This is a genomic window from Streptomyces sp. NPDC055400 (assembly GCF_053644375.1).
In genome coordinates this window covers 380,713-398,496 of record NZ_JBSHLM010000004.1, presented here as the reverse complement: position 1 = coordinate 398,496, position 17,784 = coordinate 380,713, and the positions used below count along the sequence as shown (strand labels likewise).

At 69.7% G+C, this 17,784-nt stretch carries 16 protein-coding genes and 1 tRNA gene; 7 read left to right on the top strand and 10 right to left on the bottom strand.

Features of this window, described 5'->3' with window-relative positions:
* Nucleotide 1: 1 nt before the first annotated feature.
* On the bottom strand, nucleotides 2-1,654 hold the full coding sequence (locus tag ACWIGU_RS13110) for a dynamin family protein (RefSeq protein ID WP_454400234.1): 1,653 nt from the start codon (nucleotides 1,652-1,654) through the stop codon (nucleotides 2-4).
* A 277-nt stretch (nucleotides 1,655-1,931) separates the two neighbouring features.
* Here ACWIGU_RS13110 and ACWIGU_RS13105 point away from each other — a divergent pair.
* Nucleotides 1,932-2,004 (top strand) — tRNA-Arg (locus tag ACWIGU_RS13105).
* Between the two features lie 83 nt (nucleotides 2,005-2,087).
* Here the strand turns inward: ACWIGU_RS13105 and ACWIGU_RS13100 are convergent.
* From ACWIGU_RS13100 to leuC, 3 genes are all read right to left on the bottom strand, one after another.
* The gene (locus tag ACWIGU_RS13100) at nucleotides 2,088-2,579 is read right to left on the bottom strand and encodes a recombinase family protein (RefSeq protein ID WP_454400232.1); all 492 of its coding nucleotides are present in this window, start codon (nucleotides 2,577-2,579) and stop codon (nucleotides 2,088-2,090) included.
* A 650-nt stretch (nucleotides 2,580-3,229) separates the two neighbouring features.
* A complete protein-coding gene (leuD, locus tag ACWIGU_RS13095) occupies nucleotides 3,230-3,829 on the bottom strand; it encodes a 3-isopropylmalate dehydratase small subunit (protein WP_454400230.1) in 600 nt (199 codons plus the stop codon).
* Nucleotides 3,830-3,877: 48 nt separating this feature from the next.
* The gene (leuC, locus tag ACWIGU_RS13090) at nucleotides 3,878-5,275 is read right to left on the bottom strand and encodes a 3-isopropylmalate dehydratase large subunit (RefSeq protein WP_454400228.1); all 1,398 of its coding nucleotides are present in this window, start codon (nucleotides 5,273-5,275) and stop codon (nucleotides 3,878-3,880) included.
* 214 nt (nucleotides 5,276-5,489) lie between these two features.
* On the opposite strand from leuC, the gene ACWIGU_RS13085 reads away from it, so the two are divergent.
* On the top strand, nucleotides 5,490-6,917 hold the full coding sequence (locus ACWIGU_RS13085; protein WP_454400226.1) for an MFS transporter: 1,428 nt from the start codon (nucleotides 5,490-5,492) through the stop codon (nucleotides 6,915-6,917).
* A gap of 48 nt (nucleotides 6,918-6,965) precedes the next feature.
* Complete coding sequence (locus ACWIGU_RS13080) at nucleotides 6,966-8,186, top strand: MFS transporter (RefSeq protein WP_454400224.1); 1,221 nt, start codon at nucleotides 6,966-6,968, stop codon at nucleotides 8,184-8,186.
* 102 nt (nucleotides 8,187-8,288) lie between these two features.
* Here the strand turns inward: ACWIGU_RS13080 and ACWIGU_RS13075 are convergent, their stop codons facing one another.
* From ACWIGU_RS13075 to ACWIGU_RS13060, 4 genes are all read right to left on the bottom strand, one after another.
* Complete coding sequence (locus tag ACWIGU_RS13075; RefSeq protein WP_454400222.1) at nucleotides 8,289-8,588, bottom strand: YciI family protein; 300 nt, start codon at nucleotides 8,586-8,588, stop codon at nucleotides 8,289-8,291.
* 93 nt (nucleotides 8,589-8,681) lie between these two features.
* The gene (locus tag ACWIGU_RS13070; RefSeq protein WP_454400220.1) at nucleotides 8,682-9,677 is read right to left on the bottom strand and encodes a class I SAM-dependent methyltransferase; all 996 of its coding nucleotides are present in this window, start codon (nucleotides 9,675-9,677) and stop codon (nucleotides 8,682-8,684) included.
* A gap of 365 nt (nucleotides 9,678-10,042) precedes the next feature.
* The gene (locus ACWIGU_RS13065; RefSeq protein WP_454400218.1) at nucleotides 10,043-10,759 is read right to left on the bottom strand and encodes a response regulator; all 717 of its coding nucleotides are present in this window, start codon (nucleotides 10,757-10,759) and stop codon (nucleotides 10,043-10,045) included.
* Nucleotides 10,756-11,856: a sensor histidine kinase gene (locus tag ACWIGU_RS13060; protein ID WP_454400216.1), complete on the bottom strand. Its 1,101-nt coding sequence runs from the start codon at nucleotides 11,854-11,856 to the stop codon at nucleotides 10,756-10,758. Before ACWIGU_RS13060 ends, ACWIGU_RS13065 begins: the two co-directional genes overlap by 4 nt.
* 272 nt (nucleotides 11,857-12,128) lie before the next feature.
* Here ACWIGU_RS13060 and ACWIGU_RS13055 point away from each other — a divergent pair, with 272 nt between their 5' ends.
* Nucleotides 12,129-12,944, top strand: coding sequence for an AfsR/SARP family transcriptional regulator (locus ACWIGU_RS13055; RefSeq protein ID WP_454400214.1), 816 nt, complete (start codon nucleotides 12,129-12,131; stop codon nucleotides 12,942-12,944).
* Between the two features lie 35 nt (nucleotides 12,945-12,979).
* On the opposite strand, the gene fabG is transcribed toward ACWIGU_RS13055, so the two are convergent.
* Nucleotides 12,980-13,684: a 3-oxoacyl-ACP reductase FabG gene (gene fabG, locus ACWIGU_RS13050; protein WP_454400212.1), complete on the bottom strand. Its 705-nt coding sequence runs from the start codon at nucleotides 13,682-13,684 to the stop codon at nucleotides 12,980-12,982.
* A gap of 63 nt (nucleotides 13,685-13,747) precedes the next feature.
* Nucleotides 13,748-14,806 (bottom strand): 3-oxoacyl-[acyl-carrier-protein] synthase III C-terminal domain-containing protein, encoded by a 1,059-nt coding sequence (locus ACWIGU_RS13045; RefSeq protein ID WP_454400210.1) that lies wholly within the window; start codon nucleotides 14,804-14,806, stop codon nucleotides 13,748-13,750.
* Nucleotides 14,807-15,027: 221 nt separating this feature from the next.
* Between ACWIGU_RS13045 and ACWIGU_RS13040 the strand changes: the two genes are divergently transcribed.
* Genes ACWIGU_RS13040 through ACWIGU_RS13030 form a run of 3 tightly spaced genes read left to right on the top strand, consistent with a single transcriptional unit; the run spans nucleotide 15,028 to nucleotide 17,727 of the window.
* On the top strand, nucleotides 15,028-15,300 hold the full coding sequence (locus ACWIGU_RS13040) for an acyl carrier protein (protein WP_454400208.1): 273 nt from the start codon (nucleotides 15,028-15,030) through the stop codon (nucleotides 15,298-15,300).
* Complete coding sequence (locus tag ACWIGU_RS13035) at nucleotides 15,293-16,519, top strand: beta-ketoacyl-[acyl-carrier-protein] synthase family protein (protein ID WP_454400206.1); 1,227 nt, start codon at nucleotides 15,293-15,295, stop codon at nucleotides 16,517-16,519. Before ACWIGU_RS13040 ends, ACWIGU_RS13035 begins: the two co-directional genes overlap by 8 nt.
* Entirely contained in the window at nucleotides 16,516-17,727 is a 1,212-nt protein-coding gene (locus ACWIGU_RS13030; protein ID WP_454400204.1) for a beta-ketoacyl synthase N-terminal-like domain-containing protein, read from the top strand. Before ACWIGU_RS13035 ends, ACWIGU_RS13030 begins: the two co-directional genes overlap by 4 nt.
* Nucleotides 17,728-17,784: the final 57 nt, after the last annotated feature.

The following is a 17,784-nucleotide window of genomic DNA, read 5'->3' as shown; positions in this document are numbered from 1 at the left end:
GTCACCTCTCCTTCTGCAGTACGGACAGCGCGGCGATCAGTTCGGCCTGGGACTCGGGATGTACGCCGAGTGCGTCGAGCGGCGCGAGCCTGCGGTCGCGCTCCACGGCGAGCACCTTGTCCAGGTATTCGGTGAGCAGCCGCCCGCCCCGGTCGCGCAGGCGCAGGGCCCCTTGGGCACCGATGCGTTCGGCGAGGCTCTCACCGGCGCTGCGGGCGCGGTTCCCGCCGAGGAGGGCGGTGGCAAGGAGGGCGGCGACGAGTTCGGTGTCGGGCGGCGGAGTGATGTCGAGGATGCGTACCTGTTCCTCCGCGTACTCCTCGAGCATGCGGCGCCAGCGGCGTACGGCCATACCGATGCGGTGTTCCGCGGTCTCCAGGTCGGGGTCGCGGTCGGCGAGTCCGTCCGCGGCGCCCGCGGGGTCGCGGTGCCAGGCCTCGTCGATGCGTTCGTCGGCGGCGGTGACGGCGCACAGGAGGAGCGCGCCGAGGCTCTCGGTGAGCGCGTCGAGCAGTTCGGCCGGCGCGCAGTCGAGGGGGTAGCTGCGCCACCGCTTGAGGGCGTCCCCGGCGAGCACTCCGCCGCTCTGGAGCCGGGTGCGCACGCGCGCGTGCTCCCTCGCGTACGTCTCGTCGACGGTGGCGGTGAGGCGCAGGGCGGCGGCGTACTGGGAGGCGACGGCGCCCGCGAGTGCGGGGGTGCGGACCCGGAGGGAGTCGATGACCCCGTTGGCGGTGCGGGCGATGGCGGCGCAGCGGGCAGTGGGGTCCTGCACGCGGTGGCTGAGCCAGGCGCGCAGCGGGGCGACCGCGGTGGCCGGCAGGAGGCCGCCGCCGCCGGTGGACTCGGGCAGTTCGGGGACGGTGAAGCGCGGTACGTCGCCGAGTCCGGCCTTGGCGAGCAGGGCCCCGTACTGGCGGGAGACCTCGGCGACCATCTGGTGGGGCACGCGGTCGAGGACGGTGACGAGGCTCGCGTTGTTCTCCTTGGCGCTGCGCAGCAGGTGCCAGGGCACGGCGTCGGCGTAGCGGGAGGCGGTGGTGACCATGATCCAGACGTCGGCGGCGCTGATCAGCTGAGCGGCGAGCACGCGGTTGCGGGCGACGAGGGAGTCGACGTCGGGCGCGTCGAGGAGGGCGAGCCCGCGGGGCAGGTTGCCGGAGGTCTCGACGCGCAGGACGTGCTCGTCGTCGTCGGCGGGGGCGGCGGCGCCGAGCTCGATGTCGTCGGGGCGGCGGGGCGTCCATACGCGGGTGAGGTCGGGCAGGACGCGGGCGCCGGAGAACCAGCGGTGGTCCTCGGGGTGGCACACGAGTACGGGGGTACGGGTCGTGGGCCGCAGCACACCGGCCTCGCTGACTTTCCGCCCGACGAGGGAATTGACGAGGGTCGACTTCCCGGCGCCGGTCGACCCGCCGATGACGGCGAGCAACGGGGCTTCGGGGTCTTTCAGCCGGGGCACGAGATAGTCGTCGAGCTGCGCGAGGAGCTCCACCCGGTTGGCACGCGCACGCGGCGCCCCCGGGAGAGGGAGGGGAAAGCGCGCGGCGGCGACACGGTCGCGCAGCGCGGAGAGTGCGTCGAGCAACTGAGGCCGTACGTCCAAGGTCACCACATGCGAAGAATGCCCAATTTTGGCGGCTTTCTGAAGCATATGGACGTCTCTGCGCGCCGATGCGGCCCATCCGGTCCATGGGACGGAAGGGACGACTGGGGCACAGGCATAACGAGTGCACAACACCCGGGGCGTGAGGCGCCAAAAGCGGTGCAGGATTCGTACCTGCCTGCGATTATCAGGACCGCTTCACTGAACCTCCACATCGTGCCACGGAGGCGAAGCAGCAGGGACAGGGATCCGGGAGCCCTATCCTTGGTCCCGGCAAGGTCACGGATCTCCCCCACATCCGTCCCGAGCCACCGGCCACACACCGGCCCCCGTAGCTCAGTGGATAGAGCAGGCGCCTTCTAAGCGCTTGGCCGCAGGTTCGAGTCCTGCCGGGGGCGCAACACAAATGGGAACGGAAACGGCGCCCGTGGGCCCCGGTCCCATCGCGTCTCCGGCCATGCGGGCCGTGGCGTCGATCGTGTCACCCGTGAGCACCACGCGGCAACGAACGCTGTTGGCGGGCTTGTCGTAGTGCATCTGGAGACGGAAGGCCTCGAACATCCGGCGCCGCATCGAATCGGGCAGCGCGGCGATCTCGCGATTCCTCGATGGGGTTGTTCTTGCCGCCGCGCGTCTTGCGGGCACGGCGGTTCCAGACCATGTGGCCAGTGACTTTGGGGTTGGTGAGGATGTCACGGACGTTGGAGGCCGTCCAGAAGCCGACCGCCTTGGCGGGGTCGGGCGGGATCGGGGCCGGGTGGGTGGCGAGGTCCCCGTTGAGGCGCTCGGCGATCGCCTTTCGGCTGAGGCGTTCGACCACACGCCACTCGAAGATTTTGCGTACGACCGGGGCGCGGAGGGGGGCCGGGAGCAGGCGGGTCTTGGTCTTGCCCTCGCTGCGGCGGGCGGGGACGGGGTGGGGGATGCGGTCGGCCACGTATCCGTAGGGCGGTTTGCCGATGTCGTGCAGCACGGCAGCCGACTCGAGCAAGGCCGCGTGCTCGCCCAGGATCGGAGCGAGGCTTCACCCTCCCCGCAAGCACCCGCGCCACGACAACGCGTACGTCGCTTCCATCGTGACCCGCGCCCCGGGGAACCGCACGTGACGCCCGTTCCCATCTGTGTCGCGCCCCGCCCGAGGGCAACACGGATGAGACGGATGAGTCTGCCTGGCAGGAGACCGCGCTCGGCTACGCTGCGAACTCGGACTCCCAGTCCGCGTCCCAGCCGTACGGGGCGAGGGGATGCGGGGAAGCCGAACCCGAACGAGAAGAGCGGGACAGGGGAGAGGGTGACAAGGGGTGACCCTTCACACGGGTGGCCCCGGCGGTGCGCACTCGTGCGCGAAAAAGAGTGCGGTCAGCCGGCGGCCACGAAGGGGGCTTGACGAACTTCCGGATGCGGGCAGCGCCCGTCGCAACCACAGCCGTCGGTCAACACCTCCCGGGTCACACAACGCCAACGTCAATGTCTCCGGCCGCTCGCGGCAGCCGGACGACCGGACTCGACCACAGGCCAGCCATGCCGACGGCCCGCCAGCGGCTTTCTCCCGGCCGCGCCGAAGAGAGTCCCGGGACCGGGCACCGTACGGGTTCGGTCCCGGTCGCATCTCTCCCGTGGCCCTCAGACCCGTGCCGGAAGCGTCAACGGCGTGAAATCTGGGCGCCGCGTCTCGTACTCCTCGATCTCTGCGATGTGCTTCATCGTCAGCGAGATGTCGTCCAGGCCTTCGAGCAGCCGGTGCCGGGCCACGTCGTCGAACTCGAAGTCGAACGTCTCCTCGCCCGCACGGACCTGGCGCTCGACGAGGTCGACGGTGACCTGAGCCTGCGGGTCCGCCTCGGTCAGCGCCCAGATCCGCTCGATCTGCTGCTGGGGCAGGATCACCGTGAGCAGTCCGCGCTTGAGTGAGTTGCCGCGGAAGATGTCCGCGAAACGGGAGGAGACGACCACCTTGAAGCCGTACTCCTGCAGCGCCCACACCGCGTGCTCGCGCGAGGAGCCGGTGGCGAAGTCGGGCCCCGCGACAAGGACGTCGGCGCCCTGCCGCTCGGGGTGGTTGAGGACGAAGTCCGGGTCGTCGCGCCAGGCGGAGAAGAGACCCTCGGCGAAGCCGGTTCGGGTGACGAGCTTCATGAAAGAGGCCGGGATGATCTGGTCGGTGTCGACATTGGAGCGCCGCAGCGGCATCACGCGGCCGGTGTGAACGGTGAACTTCTGCATGGGAGTCGGTCCTTCTTCAGCGGTACGAGGCGGGGTCTGCGGTGCTCGTCAGCCCAGATCGGCGGGGGCGGTGAGCCGACCCGTGACGGCGGTGGCCGCGGCGACCGGCGGAGAGACCAGGTGAGTGCGTCCACCCTTGCCCTGACGTCCCTCGAAGTTGCGGTTGGAGGTCGAGGCCGAACGCTGGCCGGGGGCGAGCTGGTCGGGGTTCATGCCCAGGCACATCGAGCAGCCGGCGAACCGCCAGTCGGCCCCGGCCTCCGTGAAGACCTTGTCGAGCCCTTCCGCCTCGGCCTGCAGCCGTACCTTCGCCGAGCCGGGCACGACCAGCATGTTCACGGTGGCGGCGACCTTACGGCCCTTGAGCACGTCGGCCGCGGCCCGCAGGTCCTCGATGCGGCCGTTGGTGCATGAGCCGAGGAAGACGGTGTCGACGGCGACGTCCCGCAGCGGGGTGCCGGCTTCGAGGCCCATATAGGCCAGGGCCTTCTCCGCCGCCGCCCGCTTCTCGTCGTCCTCGAAAGAGGCCGGGTCGGGGACGCTCGCGCCGAGCGGGGCGCCCTGCCCCGGGTTGGTGCCCCAGGTGACGTGCGGCGTCAACTTCGTGGCGTCGATGACGACTTCGCGGTCGAAAGCGGCGTCGTCGTCCGTACGGAACGTCCTCCAGTACTCGACCGCACGGCCCCAGTCGTCCTCGGACGGGGCGTGCGGGCGGCCCTTGAGGTACGCGAACGTCGTCTCGTCGGGGGCCACGAGACCGGCCCGCGCGCCTGCCTCGATGGACATGTTGCAGACGGTGAGCCGGCCTTCCATGCTCAGCTGCCGGATGGCCTCGCCGCGGTATTCGATCACGTGCCCCTGGCCGCCCGCGGTGCCGATCTCGGTGATCACCGCGAGGATGATGTCCTTCGCGGTGACACCGGGCGGCGGGGTGCCCTCGACGGTGACCGCCATCGTCTTGAACGGTGTCATCGGCAGCGTCTGGGTGGCCAGGACGTGTTCGACCTGCGAGGTGCCGATGCCGAAGGAGAGGCAGCCGAAGGCGCCCAGGGTCGAGGTGTGCGAGTCACCGCACACCAGCGTCATGCCGGGGTGGACCAGGCCGAGTTGGGCGCCGACGACGAACACGATGCCCTGATCGGGGTCGCCCAGGGAGTGGACGCGTACGCCGAACTCCTTGCAGTTGGCCCGCAGGGTCTCCAACTGCTTGCGCGAGACCGGGTCCTCGATCCGGGTGAGGCTCGTGGTGGGGACGTTGTGGTCCTCGGTGGCGATGGTGAGGTCCGGGCGGCGCACGGGACGGCCGGCCTCACGCAGGCCGCCGAAGGCCTGCGGGCTGGTCACCTCGTGCAGCATGTGCAGATCGATGTGGAGGAGGTCCGGCTCCCCCGGCGCACGCCGCACCACATGCGCGTCCCACAGCTTCTCGGCGAGTGTCCGTCCCATGGCCGTCCGTCCCATCATGCTCGTATCACTATGCGAGACGTCTTGTCTCAACTGGCAAGCACCCTAATCCACTTGACCGAGTGATCAACAGCCACTCTTGTCTCATACTCCGGGATTTTTATCTCGACCTGCAGACTTCACGCCTCTGACCTGCATACATTCGAAACCTAAAAGACGATCTCAAAGTTGCGACCGCCCGAGAAGGGAGAGGCCCATGCGCAACACAACGGGCTTCCTGGGCATCTGCCTGGGCTATTTCGCCGTCATCCTCGACGGCAGCGTGCTCAACGTGGCGATCCCCGACCTGCGCCACGACCTGGGCGCCTCCATGGCCCAGGCCCAGTGGGCCATCAACGGCTACACACTCGTCCTGGCGGCGCTGCTGCTCGCGGGAGGCTCGCTGGGTGACCGGTTCGGCCTGCGCCGCTCGCTGTGCACCGGGCTCGTACTGTTCACACTCGCCTCCGCGGCGTGCAGCCTCGCCCCCTCCCCGGCCGTGCTCATCGCGGCACGCGCGGTGCAGGGCCTGGGCGCGAGCGCCCTGCTGCCCGCGACCCTCGCACTGATCCCGCATGTCTTCCCCGACAAGTCGCGCCGCGAGAAGGCCGCCGTGGTATGGGTGGCGACCTCCGCGATCGCCGTCGCCGCCGGGCCGCTGGTCGGCGGCGCGCTCGTGGACTCCTTCGGCTGGCGGAGCATCTTTCTCATCAACGTGCCGGTATGCACGGCGAGTTGGATCGTCGTGCTGCTCTGCCTGAAGCCGAGCGAGCCGGGCACCGCCCGGATCGACCTGCCGGGCCAGCTCCTCGGCATGAGCGCGCTCGGCCTGATCACCGGAGCCCTCATCGCGGGCGGGGCGCTCGGCTGGTCGGCGCCGCTGACCCTCGGCCTGTGCGCGGCGGGTGTGGCAGCCGGGGCGTTCTTCACCGTCGTGGAGCGCCGCGTGCGCTCCCCCCTTCTGCCGCTGTCCTTCTTCTCGCACCGGATGCGCACGTCCGCCCTGCTCAGCCTGGGAGCCACCGGCTTCCTCTTCTACGGGGCGCTGTTCGTGATGTCCCTCTACTTCCAACAGGCCCGCGGCTGGACCCCGGGCACCACCGGCCGGGCGCTGCTCCCGATGACCGTCGGCACGGTACTGGCCCCCTTCTTCCTCTATCGGCCACTGTCCAAGCGCTTCGGACACCCGGTCATGATGGTCACCGGCTTCACGACGATGCTGCTCGGCGCCCTCACCCTGTACGGCACCGACGCGTCGACGCCGTACCCGCGCATCGCCATCGGCACCTTCCTCATCGGCTGCGGGTCCACCTTCACCCCGTCCGCCGCCGCGTCGATCGTGGTGTCCAGCACCCCGGCCGAACAGTCGGGGCTCGCCTCCGGCGTACAGAACACACTCCGCCAGAGCGGTGGGCTCGTCTCCGTCGCCATCTTCGGCTCGATCCTCAACACCTCCGACTTCACCGGGCGGATGGGGGCGGCCCTCTCCGTCATGACGGTGGCCGCACTCCTCGGCATCGGCACCGGGATTGCCGCCGTCCGCGGCGCGCGGACCACCGGTCAGGGTGTTCCAGAGGCCACAGGAGACGCCCCGGTGGCCGCATCGGCCGCCGCTGACAGCACGTCGCCTCCGGGCCGTTCCTGATGCCCGCCGTCGAAACCACAGAAGAGAGCAGAGAAAGGACCCCCCTCCATGCGGCGCTGGCTCATCCTTGCGCTGGGCACCGGGGCACAGACCGTCGCCTGTGTCTTTGTCTACGGACTGCCCTACATGTCCGACGAGTTGCGTCGTGACGGATCCCTGAGCCTGAGTCAGGTCGGCCTCGTCGTCGCCTGCCCCACCGCGGGCCTGGTCCTCACCCTGGTCGCCTGGGGCGCGCTGGCCGACCGGATCGGCGAACGCATCGTCATCACGGCAGGACTGACGGCGACCGCGGCGCTCCTCACCCTGGGTACCCGGGTGACGGGCCTGGTCCCGCTCGGCCTCCTCTTCGCCCTGTCAGGGGCCGCCAGTGCCTCGGTGTACGCGGCCAGCGGCCGCCTCGTGATGGGCTGGTTCTCCGCCAAGGAGCGCGGCCTGGCGATGGGGATCCGCCAGACGTCGACGCCGCTGGGCATGGGGGTCGCGGCGCTGTGCATCCCCTGGCTCTCGGAATCCTTCGGAGTACGGGGCCCAGGGGTCTTCTGCGCCGCACTGTGCGCGCTGTTCGCCCTCCTGGTGGGCGCCCTGACGGCCAACCCGCCGCACGACCAGCAGAGTTCGAGGGCGAAGCCCGAGGAACGGTCCGGCAATCCCTACCGCAACCCTTCCCTGTGGCGCATCCACGGAACGAGCGCCCTGCTGTGCGTCCCCCAGTTCACGGCGAGCGCGTTCGCCCTGGTCTTCCTGGTCGACGTGCGCGGCTACGGCGCCGTCGCGGCCGGGCAGCTCCTCGCCCTCGCCCAGGTTCTCGGCGCCCTCTCCCGCGTGGTGGCGGGCCGCTGGTCCGATCGTGTCGCCAGCCGCGTACGCCCCATGCGTCAACTGGCGTATGCCACGGCCGCGGTGCTCTGCCTGACCGCGCTGGGCGCGGTGTGGCCCACACCGGCCTCCGACGCCCTGCTGGTCATCGCCTGCGGAATCACAGCGAGCACCAACGGCCTGGCCTTCACCGCGGTCGCGGAGCTCGCGGGCCGCTCCTGGTCCGGCCGCGCCATGGGAGTCCAGAACACCGGCCAGAACCTGACGGCCTCCCTGACGCCGCCCCTGATCGGCGCCTTGATCGGCGCAGCGGGCTACGCCGCGGGGTTCGGCCTGGCAGCGGTCCTCGCGGGGGTCGCGGCTCTGGCCGTGCCGGTGCCGAGGCGCGGACGGTCGGCCGAGCAGGCACCAGGCGACTCCGGACAGGTGGAGCCCGCCAAGTCATCGGCCTGAAGCGTAGGTGAGTTGAACGCGTTGATGCCCGTGTGAGCCCTCCGGGTGGGGGGATCACACGGGCATCATTCGTGCGCGCGAGCGGCAGAAAGCCGCGGCGCGTCAGAGGTCCGACAGGTCCAGGGGGCCGGCCAGCGACGGCTGGCAGCGCGTGGGCTCGAGTTCGATGATCTCGTGCTTGACCAGCCCGGCCACGAGGTAGGGGTCCTCGCTCATGATGGTGTCGAGCTCCTGCCGCGACACACCATGGGCGAGGATGAATCCGCCCGTCGCGGGGACCCGGCGTCCGCCGAGCTGGAACACGCCGGCGGTGAAGTGACGGTCCACGAATTCGTAGTGCTTGCCGCGGAGTTCCACGACCTCAGACTCCGGTGCGAGGTAGGTGAGCAGAACCAGAAACATGCGCACTCTCCAGTACGAGAAGGGACGAGAACGTCGTGACACCGGGGGCGCGCCCGTCATAGGCGTACCCCCGGTGTCACGACGGATGGATCGTCAGGCCGTCTTCTGCGCCAGCAGCAGCAGTCCGCCCGGGGTGTTGGGGTGGACCGTCCGCTTGATCTCGAATCCGCCGCGCTCGAACGCGTCGCGCCAGCCTTCCTCGCCGAGCAGCCCCTGGCCCATGAGCGCGTGGATCAGGGTGAACTCCGGCGTGAAGACCTCGGCGCTGGCTCGGTCCCGCTCGGGCGGCATGACCTCGGCGGCGAGAATGTGCGCGCCGACCGGCAGGCGGCGGTGCAGGACCTTCAGGTACTCCACAAAGGCTTCCAGGCCCTTCTCCAGGACCTCGTGCATGAAGAAGAAGCCCACGATCAGATCCACGTCCTCCAGGCCGGGGATGGCCTCGGCGTCCGAGGCGTCGGCCTCGACCACGGTGACGGACTTGCTCAGCCCGGCCGCCTCGACCTCGTTCTTGGCCTCGATGATGGCGTCGGAGCTGATGTCCACGCCCAGGCCATCGGCCCCGTTGATGCCGCAGATGCCAATCAGGTTCCGGGCGTTGCCGCAGCCGAAGTCGGCGGCCTTCTTGAAGTCCAGGTCCTTCAGGATCGAGTGGACGTACGGCTTGAGGTCCTCAAGACCCAGGTCCGCGGAGGAGACCGCGACGATGCGGCCGTCGCGGACGATGTCGTGCCCGTACTTGTGGGTGCCCGACACCAATTCGCCGAAGCGCCAGAACGGTTCGCCGAAGCCGCCCGCGATCCAGTAGATGTAGCCACGGTCGCGGAACAGCTCGACGCCGTACGGGCTGAGTCGGTAGACGTCCCCATCGGGGGCTACGACCCCCCGGTCGACGAGGTAGTGCAGGGTGTCCTTGGCCAGTTGCTCGTTCTGTCCCACATCCTCGACGCGAAGGCCGCGGTCCTCCAGGGTCTTGAGGACGCCGGCGTCGTCGAGCGAGGCCAGCACAGAGCACAGAATGTAGCCCTGCAGCAGGTCGAAGGCCGGTCGACGGGGCACGCCCTTGGTCTCGAAGTCTCCCAGTGCCATGAGGTTCCTTCTCTCGGATGTATGTGAACGGGTGAACTGTGTGAGCTGCGACAGCTGCGTGGTTCGCGGGGATACGGGGATCACGTGCGCTGCGAGGCGCGCGGGGATCACGCGTGATGCGCTGCCCCCGCACCCTCGTGTCGCGCCGGCGATGACGGAGTTCCGTACGCCGCGGCCGGCGACAGGACGGCGGTGCGGCCCGTGCGTGAGAACCCGCGGCGGCGGTTGCTCGCCCACTCGCGTGTCCGCGCGGTCGAGCTCTTGCCCCGACTATCCCTCCCCCCTTGATGATCTTCCAATACTTGAGACCATCTATCTCGCATCGTGATCACAACGGCGTGCCCGGCGCTCCGGTCAGCCCGGGGCTAGCGGCGCATCACTCCCATGGCGATCCCTTTGTTCACGGCGTCCAGCCGGGAGTTGGCGTCCAGCTTGGCGAAGGTGCTGCGCAGATGTCGCTTGACGGTGGCTTCCGCGATGCCGAGCCTGCGCCCGATCTGACGGTTGCTCATCGCTTCCGCGACACACAGCAGGACCTCCTGCTCCCGCGGCGTCAGCGCACCGCCGGCCTCCGTCGCGCCGCCCTCGTCCCGCGGCCGCGGTTCTTCGAGGTAGGCCTGCGGCTCGGGCAGGACGCCAGCGGGAGGCAGCGGCGAAGCCACTGGAGGGGCCCCCTGCGGGATATAGACCACCTTGCCGCCGGACATGGCACTGCGAACGGCGGTGAGCAGGAATTCGTAGGGTGCGCACTTATGAACGAACCCCACCGCGCCTTCGCCTATGAGCGACTGCACGAGGGGGGAATCGTCGTGCATGGACACCACGATCACCCTGGCGCTCGGCAGAACAGCGTTGATTTCGTGGAGAGTCGCCGAAATGCCGGGGCCGGGCATCTCTAAATCCAGGAGAATGACGTCCGGTTGAGTCTCTTCGATCAGTCGCACGGTCTCCGGGCCGTCGGATGCCTGAGCAACCACGGTGAGATCGGGTTCGCGCTGGAGCATGGAGCACAGAACCTCACGGAGCATCGTGTGGTCGTCAGCGGCGAGAATCCGGATCCGTTTCGCAGACGGCTCGCTCATGAAGCGGCCCGAAAGGCAGGCCCCGCCAAAGTCAGTGGAACGCTGAAGCGCACACAGGTCCCCACCCCGGGGCGGCCGGCGATGACGGCGTCCCCCTCCAACTGCCGTACACGTTCCCTGATCGACGCCAGTCCGTTGCCCTCCTGCCCCGGTGGCAGCGGGGTCCGTAGCCCGACACCGTCGTCGCGCACGTAGCCCTGCAGCCGTCGAGGACTGACGTTGATGTCCACCTGCACGCGCTTGGCCTTCGCGTGGGTGAAGGCGTTGCGGAGGCATTCCCGGGTAACGAGGAAGACCTCTTCCGCGCAGGCGTCGGACATCCAGCTGGGGTCGCCGTTGACAACGATGGCAACGGCCGTGTCGCCCGGCCGCGCCAACTCCGCGAAGTCGTCGAGCCGTGCCTTCAGCCCCCGGGAGGGTTCCGCCGCCCGCAGTCCGCTGACGAGCCCACGGGTCACGGCGAACGCCGCTTGCAGCGCGTTCTTGGCGTTGGCGACCGAGGGGGCCGCCGCGGCCGGGGCGCTCTCGGCGTCGAGGCGTTCATGAAGTTCGAGACAGCGCAGCGCCAGACTCAGATTACTGCCGATGCGGTCGTGGATGTCACGGGCCAGTTCGGTGCGCCGCGAGACATTGATCTTGCCGACGTCCTCCAGGAGGAAGGCGTCGTAGCCGGTGAACCCTGCGCGTACCCGCGCACCCACGCTCTGGTGCAGCACCTGGACACCGCTCAGGAGCCGGGATGCGATCTCACTGTCGGGCAGGTCGGACACCATGTCCGGCAGCCTCTCCAGAGCCGCACTGATGAGAAGGTGCGAGGCTCGCACGGATTCGGCGACCGGAACCTCCTGCAGGGCCCTGCGTGCGCCGAGCAGAAGGGATACGAATTCGGCGTCGGAGCTGTAGTCCAGCTTCGATTCTTCGGAGTGGAGCGCTCGATAGCAGTCGGAAACCGCCGACCTCGCCTGGCGTTGGCATTCCTCCCATATTTCCTCGCTCATGACGAGTGGGCTGGCCACTTCCTCAAGAAGGGAGCGGTAGCGGGAGACCACCTGGTCCGCTATCTGCCTTTCTTTCTCCGCACTGCGAAATGACGTCATGCTTACCCCCCTTCGCCCGCTACCCCGGGCCGACCAGGGCAGCTCGCCGGTGCGATCACACCAGCTCAGAGGAGTGAAGGCTAGCAAGAAGGGGCAAGTGTCGGAGATCACAGAAGCCTCCGGGAGGGGCTCATCACCGCCACATACGGCGATGTTCATGCGGCGTACCCCTACGCTCCCAAAGTGCTATTCACCGAACGGAGTTGATGCTCAAGAATGTACCTCGTTATGTCCGCATCCGCTCCCCGCGGAACGTTCTGGAGGACTTTGGGATGAAGCAACGAAACGGCGCTACTTTGACCATTTCGGTCCTGGGTCCGCTGCAAGTCACGGTGGACGGTACGAGTCACCTTCCGCGCGGCCCGAAAGCCGGTCGCCTGCTCGCGCTGCTTGCGCTGCGTCCGGGGCGGGCGGTGCACACGGACGAGTTGATCGACGAGTTGTGGGACGAGAGCCCGCCTGCGGCCGCTCCAGGGATCCTGCACACGCATGTGTACAACCTGCGCAGACAGCTCGACCGGATCCTCGGAACCACGGCCGCATCGGGCGAGAGGAGTCTCGCGACCACGGCCAACGGCTACCTGTTGCGCGTCCCGGCCCAGGCCGTCGACGCGTGGTGCTTCGGCTCGCTCGTCGACCATGCACGCCGCCAACTAGGCGCAGGCCGACCCGACATAGCCCGCGAGGACGCCCGGCTGGCGCTGTCCATGTGGCGGGGGCGGCCACTGGCCGGCTTGGCCACCGGCCGGAGCCTCCTCGCGGAGGTGGCCCGTCTCGAGGAGCTGCGGATCCAGGCGCTGCGCGTCCGGGTGGAGGCGCAACTCGGGGACGGGGCGCACGCGGACGCGGTACCGCAGCTGCGCGCGCTTGTCGCCGCGCACCCTCTGGACGAGTGGTTCCACACCCGTCTCGTCGAGGCCTTGTGGCTCTCGGGCAGGCGGAGTTCAGCTCTCGAGGCCGTCCACCACGTGCGCCGACTCCTCGCCGACGAACTCGGGCTCGGCCTGTCACCCGAACTGGAAGCCCTCCATTCCGCGGTGCTCGGTGCCTCGAGCCGCACGCCGACGGCGCGGCTCGCCCCGGCCTGAAGAGGCCGGATCCCCGTCAGGCCCCGTCAGCCATGTCAGATCCCCATGCCGATGCCGCCGCCCACCGGCAGCACGGCACCGGTGATGTACGAGGCCTCCTCACTGGCAAGGAAGCGCACCGCCGCCGCGACCTCCTCCGCGGTTCCCGGCCGGCCCAGCGGGGTCATGCGCATCGTGTCCTTCATGCGTCGTTCGGACAGTCCCTGGGTCATGTCGGTGTCGATGATGCCGGGCGCCACGACGTTGACTGTGACACCGCGGGACCCCAACTCCCAGGCCAGGGAGCGCGCGAGGCCCACCAGTGCCGTCTTCGTCGCCGCGTAGTTGGTCTGGCCGGGGGAACCCAGGAACCCCAGGGCCGATGACAGGAGCACGATCCGCCCCCGCCGCTGCGCGAGCATGTGGGACGCCGCGGCCCGCACGGTACGGAACACCCCGCGCAGGTTGGTGTCCAACACCTCGTCGAAGGTGGCATCGTCCATCCGCAGCAGCAACGTGTCACGGGTGATCCCGGCGTTGGCCACCAGTACCTCGGGGGCTCCCTCGGTGGCGGCCATCTCGGAGAAGGCCGCGTCGACCGACGCCTGGTCCGTCACCTCGCAGTGGACCCCGCTCAGTCCCGAAGGTGTCTCACCGCTTCGGTGTCCGACGGTGACCCGGTCGCCGTCGGCAGCCATGGCCCTGGCGATGGCCAGGCCGATTCCGCGGTTCCCTCCGGTGATGAGGACAGAACGTGACATGGGTGTTCCTCTCGCTTTCGGCGGCTGTGAAATGGGGTGCTGGAGAAGGCAGCTGGGGTGCCGTTACGTGCGCGGGGCCTCGACCAGCAGGCAGGACCAGGTGAAACCGGCGCCGGCGCTGTACACCAGGGCGGCCTCTCCGGGGCCGAGCAGCCTCAGGGCGACGAGCTCGGCCAGGCCCGCGAGGGTGTCCCCCGCGCCCAGGTGTCCTGTGCCCCGGCCGAAGTCCACAAGCTCGGCGCTCACACACTCCGAGAGCACCCCGCGCCACCCTTCCGTCAGAGTCTTCTCGCCGAACCGAGGCAGTACGGCGTAGCGAAGACCCGGATCGTCGGGGGCCAGGCCGGCCTGCCGCAACGCGCTCAGTGTCACGGTCCTCACTGCGGCGCGGTTGGCCCGCTCGAACGGCTCGATGCCGTGGTCCCTGAGGTAGGCGCGCTTGGTGGCACGCATGTCCACGGCGTCACGCAGCGACCGGGGGTGTGTCCCGAAGGGGTCACTTCCACGGTGCATGGCCTCAAGGCGGGGAGCCGCCACCGTGGCGAACCCCCGCAGCACCAGGGCGTCGTCGGGCTGCGCCGGAGCACGCAGCACCGCCGCGGTTCCACCGTCCCCGTACACCACTCCGAAGTCACTGGCCCAGCGGTCGAATCCCGGTCCGCAGAACCGGTCGGCGGTGGTGACCAGCGCGTAGCGGACCGCTCCGGAGACCGCGGCGGTGTCCGTGCTCGCGGTCAGGCAGGCGGCGGCCAGAGCGAGCGCGCCGGCCCCACCGTTGCACACCTGCTGGACACCGATGGGGGTCGCCGCGAGTGCTCCCAGCCGGGCCGCGATGTAGTGCGCGGGCGACCACAAGTCGTGGCCCTGGTAGTACATCCAGGCATGCAGCAGCGTCCCGATCTCGGCGGGATCCACGCGGGCGTCCGCCAGCGCCGCCGCGGCCGCCCGCACCGCCATGTCGGGTGGTGCGGTCCCGGGCGCGGAGGGCACCGCAGGGTGCCCCAGTTCCTTCGCCTGCCGCTGCCGCAGACGCCCGTCCCGTACGGCTTCCTCGGCCTTCTCCGTGCCCTCAGGCAGCCAGAGCTTCGCGGACACCAGGCCCACGGACTGCGCCAGTCTCATTCCTTACCGTCCTTCCCAGACCCGGGGACACGCTGCCGGACCGGCCTCAAAGCGGTCTCAAAGAGCGCTCCAAGAACGGCGCATACGACGTTGGGAGCACTCCGCGGGCTCCTCGTGCTACGCCTTAAGGAGCGTTGTCCAACCCCTCTGAACAGGGCTTTCATTGCCGGAGTCACACGCCGTCCCGCCATGGGGCGGCACCCGACGATGAAGGAGCAACCATGACTGTGCAGACCGTCGCCGAGCCGCTGCGGGAGAAGGTCCGCGAGATCGTGGCCGACGTGCTGGAGGCCGAGGCCGCCGACCTCACGGACGAGAGCAGCTTCGCCGATGACTTCGACGCCGACTCCCTGCTCGTCATCGAGATCTTCTCCCGCTTCGAGCGTGACCTCGGCATCAAGATCCCGCAGGACGAGCTGACCGAGCTCGACGACCTTCCGACCGCGTACGCCCTGGTGGAGAAGCACGTGGCGGCGGAGGACGTCCGTGCCTGAGCACGGCCGCCGCAGAGTCGTCGTCACCGGCCTCGGGGCCATCAGTTCGCTGGGGCACGACGCCGACAGCGTCGTACACGCCATCCGGTCCGGGCAGTCCGGGATCGCCCCCGTCGAGCAGTTCGACTCCGCGGGATTCGAGCATCTCCTCGCCGGAGAGGTCCGGGGCTTCGACCCCGCGCTGCACCTGAAGTCGGCGGACGCCCCGCACTGGGGCCGCAGCGCCCAGTTCGCCGCGGCGGCGGCACGAGGGGCGGTCCGCGATTCGGGGATCTCACCGGAGTTCCTCAGCCAGGAGCGCACCGTCAGCTGTTTCGGTACCACGAACGGCGAGTCGCAGACCATGGAGCGCCTCGCCGCCCAATGGGTGGAGGGCGCCGGGGAGCAGTTGGATCCGCGCCTCGTACGCCAGGTCGACCCCGGCAGGATCTCCACCGCGGTCTCCACCGAACTCGACCTCGGCGGCGCAGCGGTGACGTTCGGAACCGCCTGTGCGGCGGGGAACTACGCCGTCGGTTACGCCTACGACCTGATCAGTACCGGTGAGGCGGACGCGGGCCTGTGCGGCGGGGCCGACGCCTCCAACCGTGCCACCCACGCCGGCTTCCACCGGCTGGGAGCCCTCGCCGACTCGGTGCCGCGGCCCTTCGACGCCGACCGAGACGGCATCGTCACCGCGGAAGGCGCGGCGGTCCTGCTGCTCGAACCGCTGGACACGGCCGTCGCCCGTGGTGCCCGCATCTACGCGGAGGTGCTCGGGCACGGCATGAACTGCGACGCGCACCACATGACGAACCCTCATGCCACGTCGATCGCCGCGTGCATCCGCAGCGCCCACGAGCACGCCGGGATCACACCGGACACGGTGGACTACATCTGCGCCCATGGCACGGGGACCCGCGCCAACGACTTCACCGAAGTGAACGCCGTACGCGCGGTGTTCGGGAATCACATACCTCCCATCAGTTCGGTGAAGTCGATGCTCGGTCACACCATGGGGGCGGCCGCGGCCTTCGGCGCGCTGATCTCCTGCGCCGCTCTGCACCAGGGATTCCTGCCGCCCAGTGCCACCCTGCGCCGGCAGGACCCGGCGCTGGGCAAGGGCATCGACACGGTGCCCGGCATGGGCAGGGACGCATCGCCGCGCGTCGTGCAGAACCACGGCTTCGCCTTCGGCGGCAACAACGCAGTCACTCTCTTCGGGAAGGTCGCCGCATGAACGTGTCCCCGTTGCTGGAACGGCCCACGGCCACCGCCCCCGCCCTGCTGCGGGGCCGGATGATGGCGGCCCGCCCGGTCAACATCGTCGGCGCCGGCGTGTTCAGTGCCGCGGGCCCCGGCCTGGCGGCTCTGCGCGAGGCGCTCCTGCACGCGGACAACGCGCGGGGGCGCACCGCGGCCGGGACGGTTTCCGGACCGGACGGAGATCCGCTGCCCCCGATCGCGACGCGCCCGGTCACCGGTTTCGATCCCGCGTCCGTCCTCGGGTCGCGAGGCCTCAAGCGCCTGACCCGCACCGACCAGTTGGCCATGGCAGCGTCCAACGTCGCCCTGGCCGAGGCAGGAGAAGGGCCCGGCACACGCCACACCGGCCTTGCCTTCGGCACCACCGTGGGCAGTTCCCAGGCACAGACCGCCTTCCTGCGTGACACGTACGTGCAGGAGCGGCCCTATCTGGTCAACCCCTCCGACTTTCCCGGCACCCTGATGAACTCGGGCTCCAGCAAGACCGCCATCAGGCAGTCTCTGACCGGGGTCAATGCCACCGTGTCCGGCGGGCCCCTGGGCTCCGTCCACGCACTGCGGTTCGCCCGCAACGCACTGGCGGCAGGGCACGTACGACGCATGATCGCGGGCGGTGTCGAGGAGCTTTCCACCCCGGCGGCATGGGCGTGGTACCGCAGCGGTCTGCTGCGCCCCGGAGCCTCGCTCGGCGAAGGCAGCGCGGCATTCGCTCTCGAACTGCCCGGTCACCAGAGCCCTCAGCCGCACGCCGTGCTCGGTCAACTCCTGGCCTGCGAGGCGGGTTTCGCCAGCCCGTACATCACCGACCCGGCGCGAACCGGCCCGCAGGCCGTCGCACGCCGACTCGTCCAGGTCATCCGCTCGACGCTGCTGCGCAGCGGACTCACCGTCGAGGACATCGCTCTGGTGTCCCTGGGGGCCAGCGCACGCCGCGGTTGGTCGGCGGTCGAACAGAGCGCTCTCACGACGGTGTTCGCGGAGGTACCGCGGCCCCACCGGCTCCGTACGGATCAGGTGTTCGGCGAGACGGGCGGTGCGAGCGCGGCGCTGCAGCTGGCCGCCGTGCTCGCCCGCTGGCAGGACAGGACAGCACATACCGGCGAGCGCGCCGCCATCATCACCTCGGTCGGTTCCGACGGATCGGTCGGCGCCATGGCCGTGTCGCGTCACGCACGCGGCTGACCGCACGGCCCGCCACCGACGCGGGCCGCCCACCGGCCGAAGCCAGCAGAAGGACAC

Excerpts from the sequence above, each read along its gene's own strand:
- ACWIGU_RS13065 (WP_454400218.1), bottom strand. The coding sequence starts at position 10,759 with ATGAGCGAGCCGTCTGCGAAACGGATCCGGATTCTCGCCGCTGACGAC.
- leuD (WP_454400230.1), bottom strand. The coding sequence starts at position 3,829 with ATGCAGAAGTTCACCGTTCACACCGGCCGCGTGATGCCGCTGCGGCGC.
- ACWIGU_RS13055 (WP_454400214.1), top strand. The coding sequence starts at position 12,129 with ATGAAGCAACGAAACGGCGCTACTTTGACCATTTCGGTCCTGGGTCCG.
- leuC (WP_454400228.1), bottom strand. The coding sequence starts at position 5,275 with ATGGGACGGACACTCGCCGAGAAGCTGTGGGACGCGCATGTGGTGCGG.
- ACWIGU_RS13080 (WP_454400224.1), top strand. The coding sequence starts at position 6,966 with ATGCGGCGCTGGCTCATCCTTGCGCTGGGCACCGGGGCACAGACCGTC.
- ACWIGU_RS13040 (WP_454400208.1), top strand. The coding sequence starts at position 15,028 with ATGACTGTGCAGACCGTCGCCGAGCCGCTGCGGGAGAAGGTCCGCGAG.
- ACWIGU_RS13045 (WP_454400210.1), bottom strand. The coding sequence starts at position 14,806 with ATGAGACTGGCGCAGTCCGTGGGCCTGGTGTCCGCGAAGCTCTGGCTG.
- fabG (WP_454400212.1), bottom strand. The coding sequence starts at position 13,684 with ATGTCACGTTCTGTCCTCATCACCGGAGGGAACCGCGGAATCGGCCTG.
- ACWIGU_RS13030 (WP_454400204.1), top strand. The coding sequence starts at position 16,516 with ATGAACGTGTCCCCGTTGCTGGAACGGCCCACGGCCACCGCCCCCGCC.
- ACWIGU_RS13075 (WP_454400222.1), bottom strand. The coding sequence starts at position 8,588 with ATGTTTCTGGTTCTGCTCACCTACCTCGCACCGGAGTCTGAGGTCGTG.
- ACWIGU_RS13070 (WP_454400220.1), bottom strand. The coding sequence starts at position 9,677 with ATGGCACTGGGAGACTTCGAGACCAAGGGCGTGCCCCGTCGACCGGCC.
- ACWIGU_RS13085 (WP_454400226.1), top strand. The coding sequence starts at position 5,490 with ATGCGCAACACAACGGGCTTCCTGGGCATCTGCCTGGGCTATTTCGCC.
- ACWIGU_RS13060 (WP_454400216.1), bottom strand. The coding sequence starts at position 11,856 with ATGACGTCATTTCGCAGTGCGGAGAAAGAAAGGCAGATAGCGGACCAG.
- ACWIGU_RS13110 (WP_454400234.1), bottom strand. The coding sequence starts at position 1,654 with ATGCTTCAGAAAGCCGCCAAAATTGGGCATTCTTCGCATGTGGTGACC.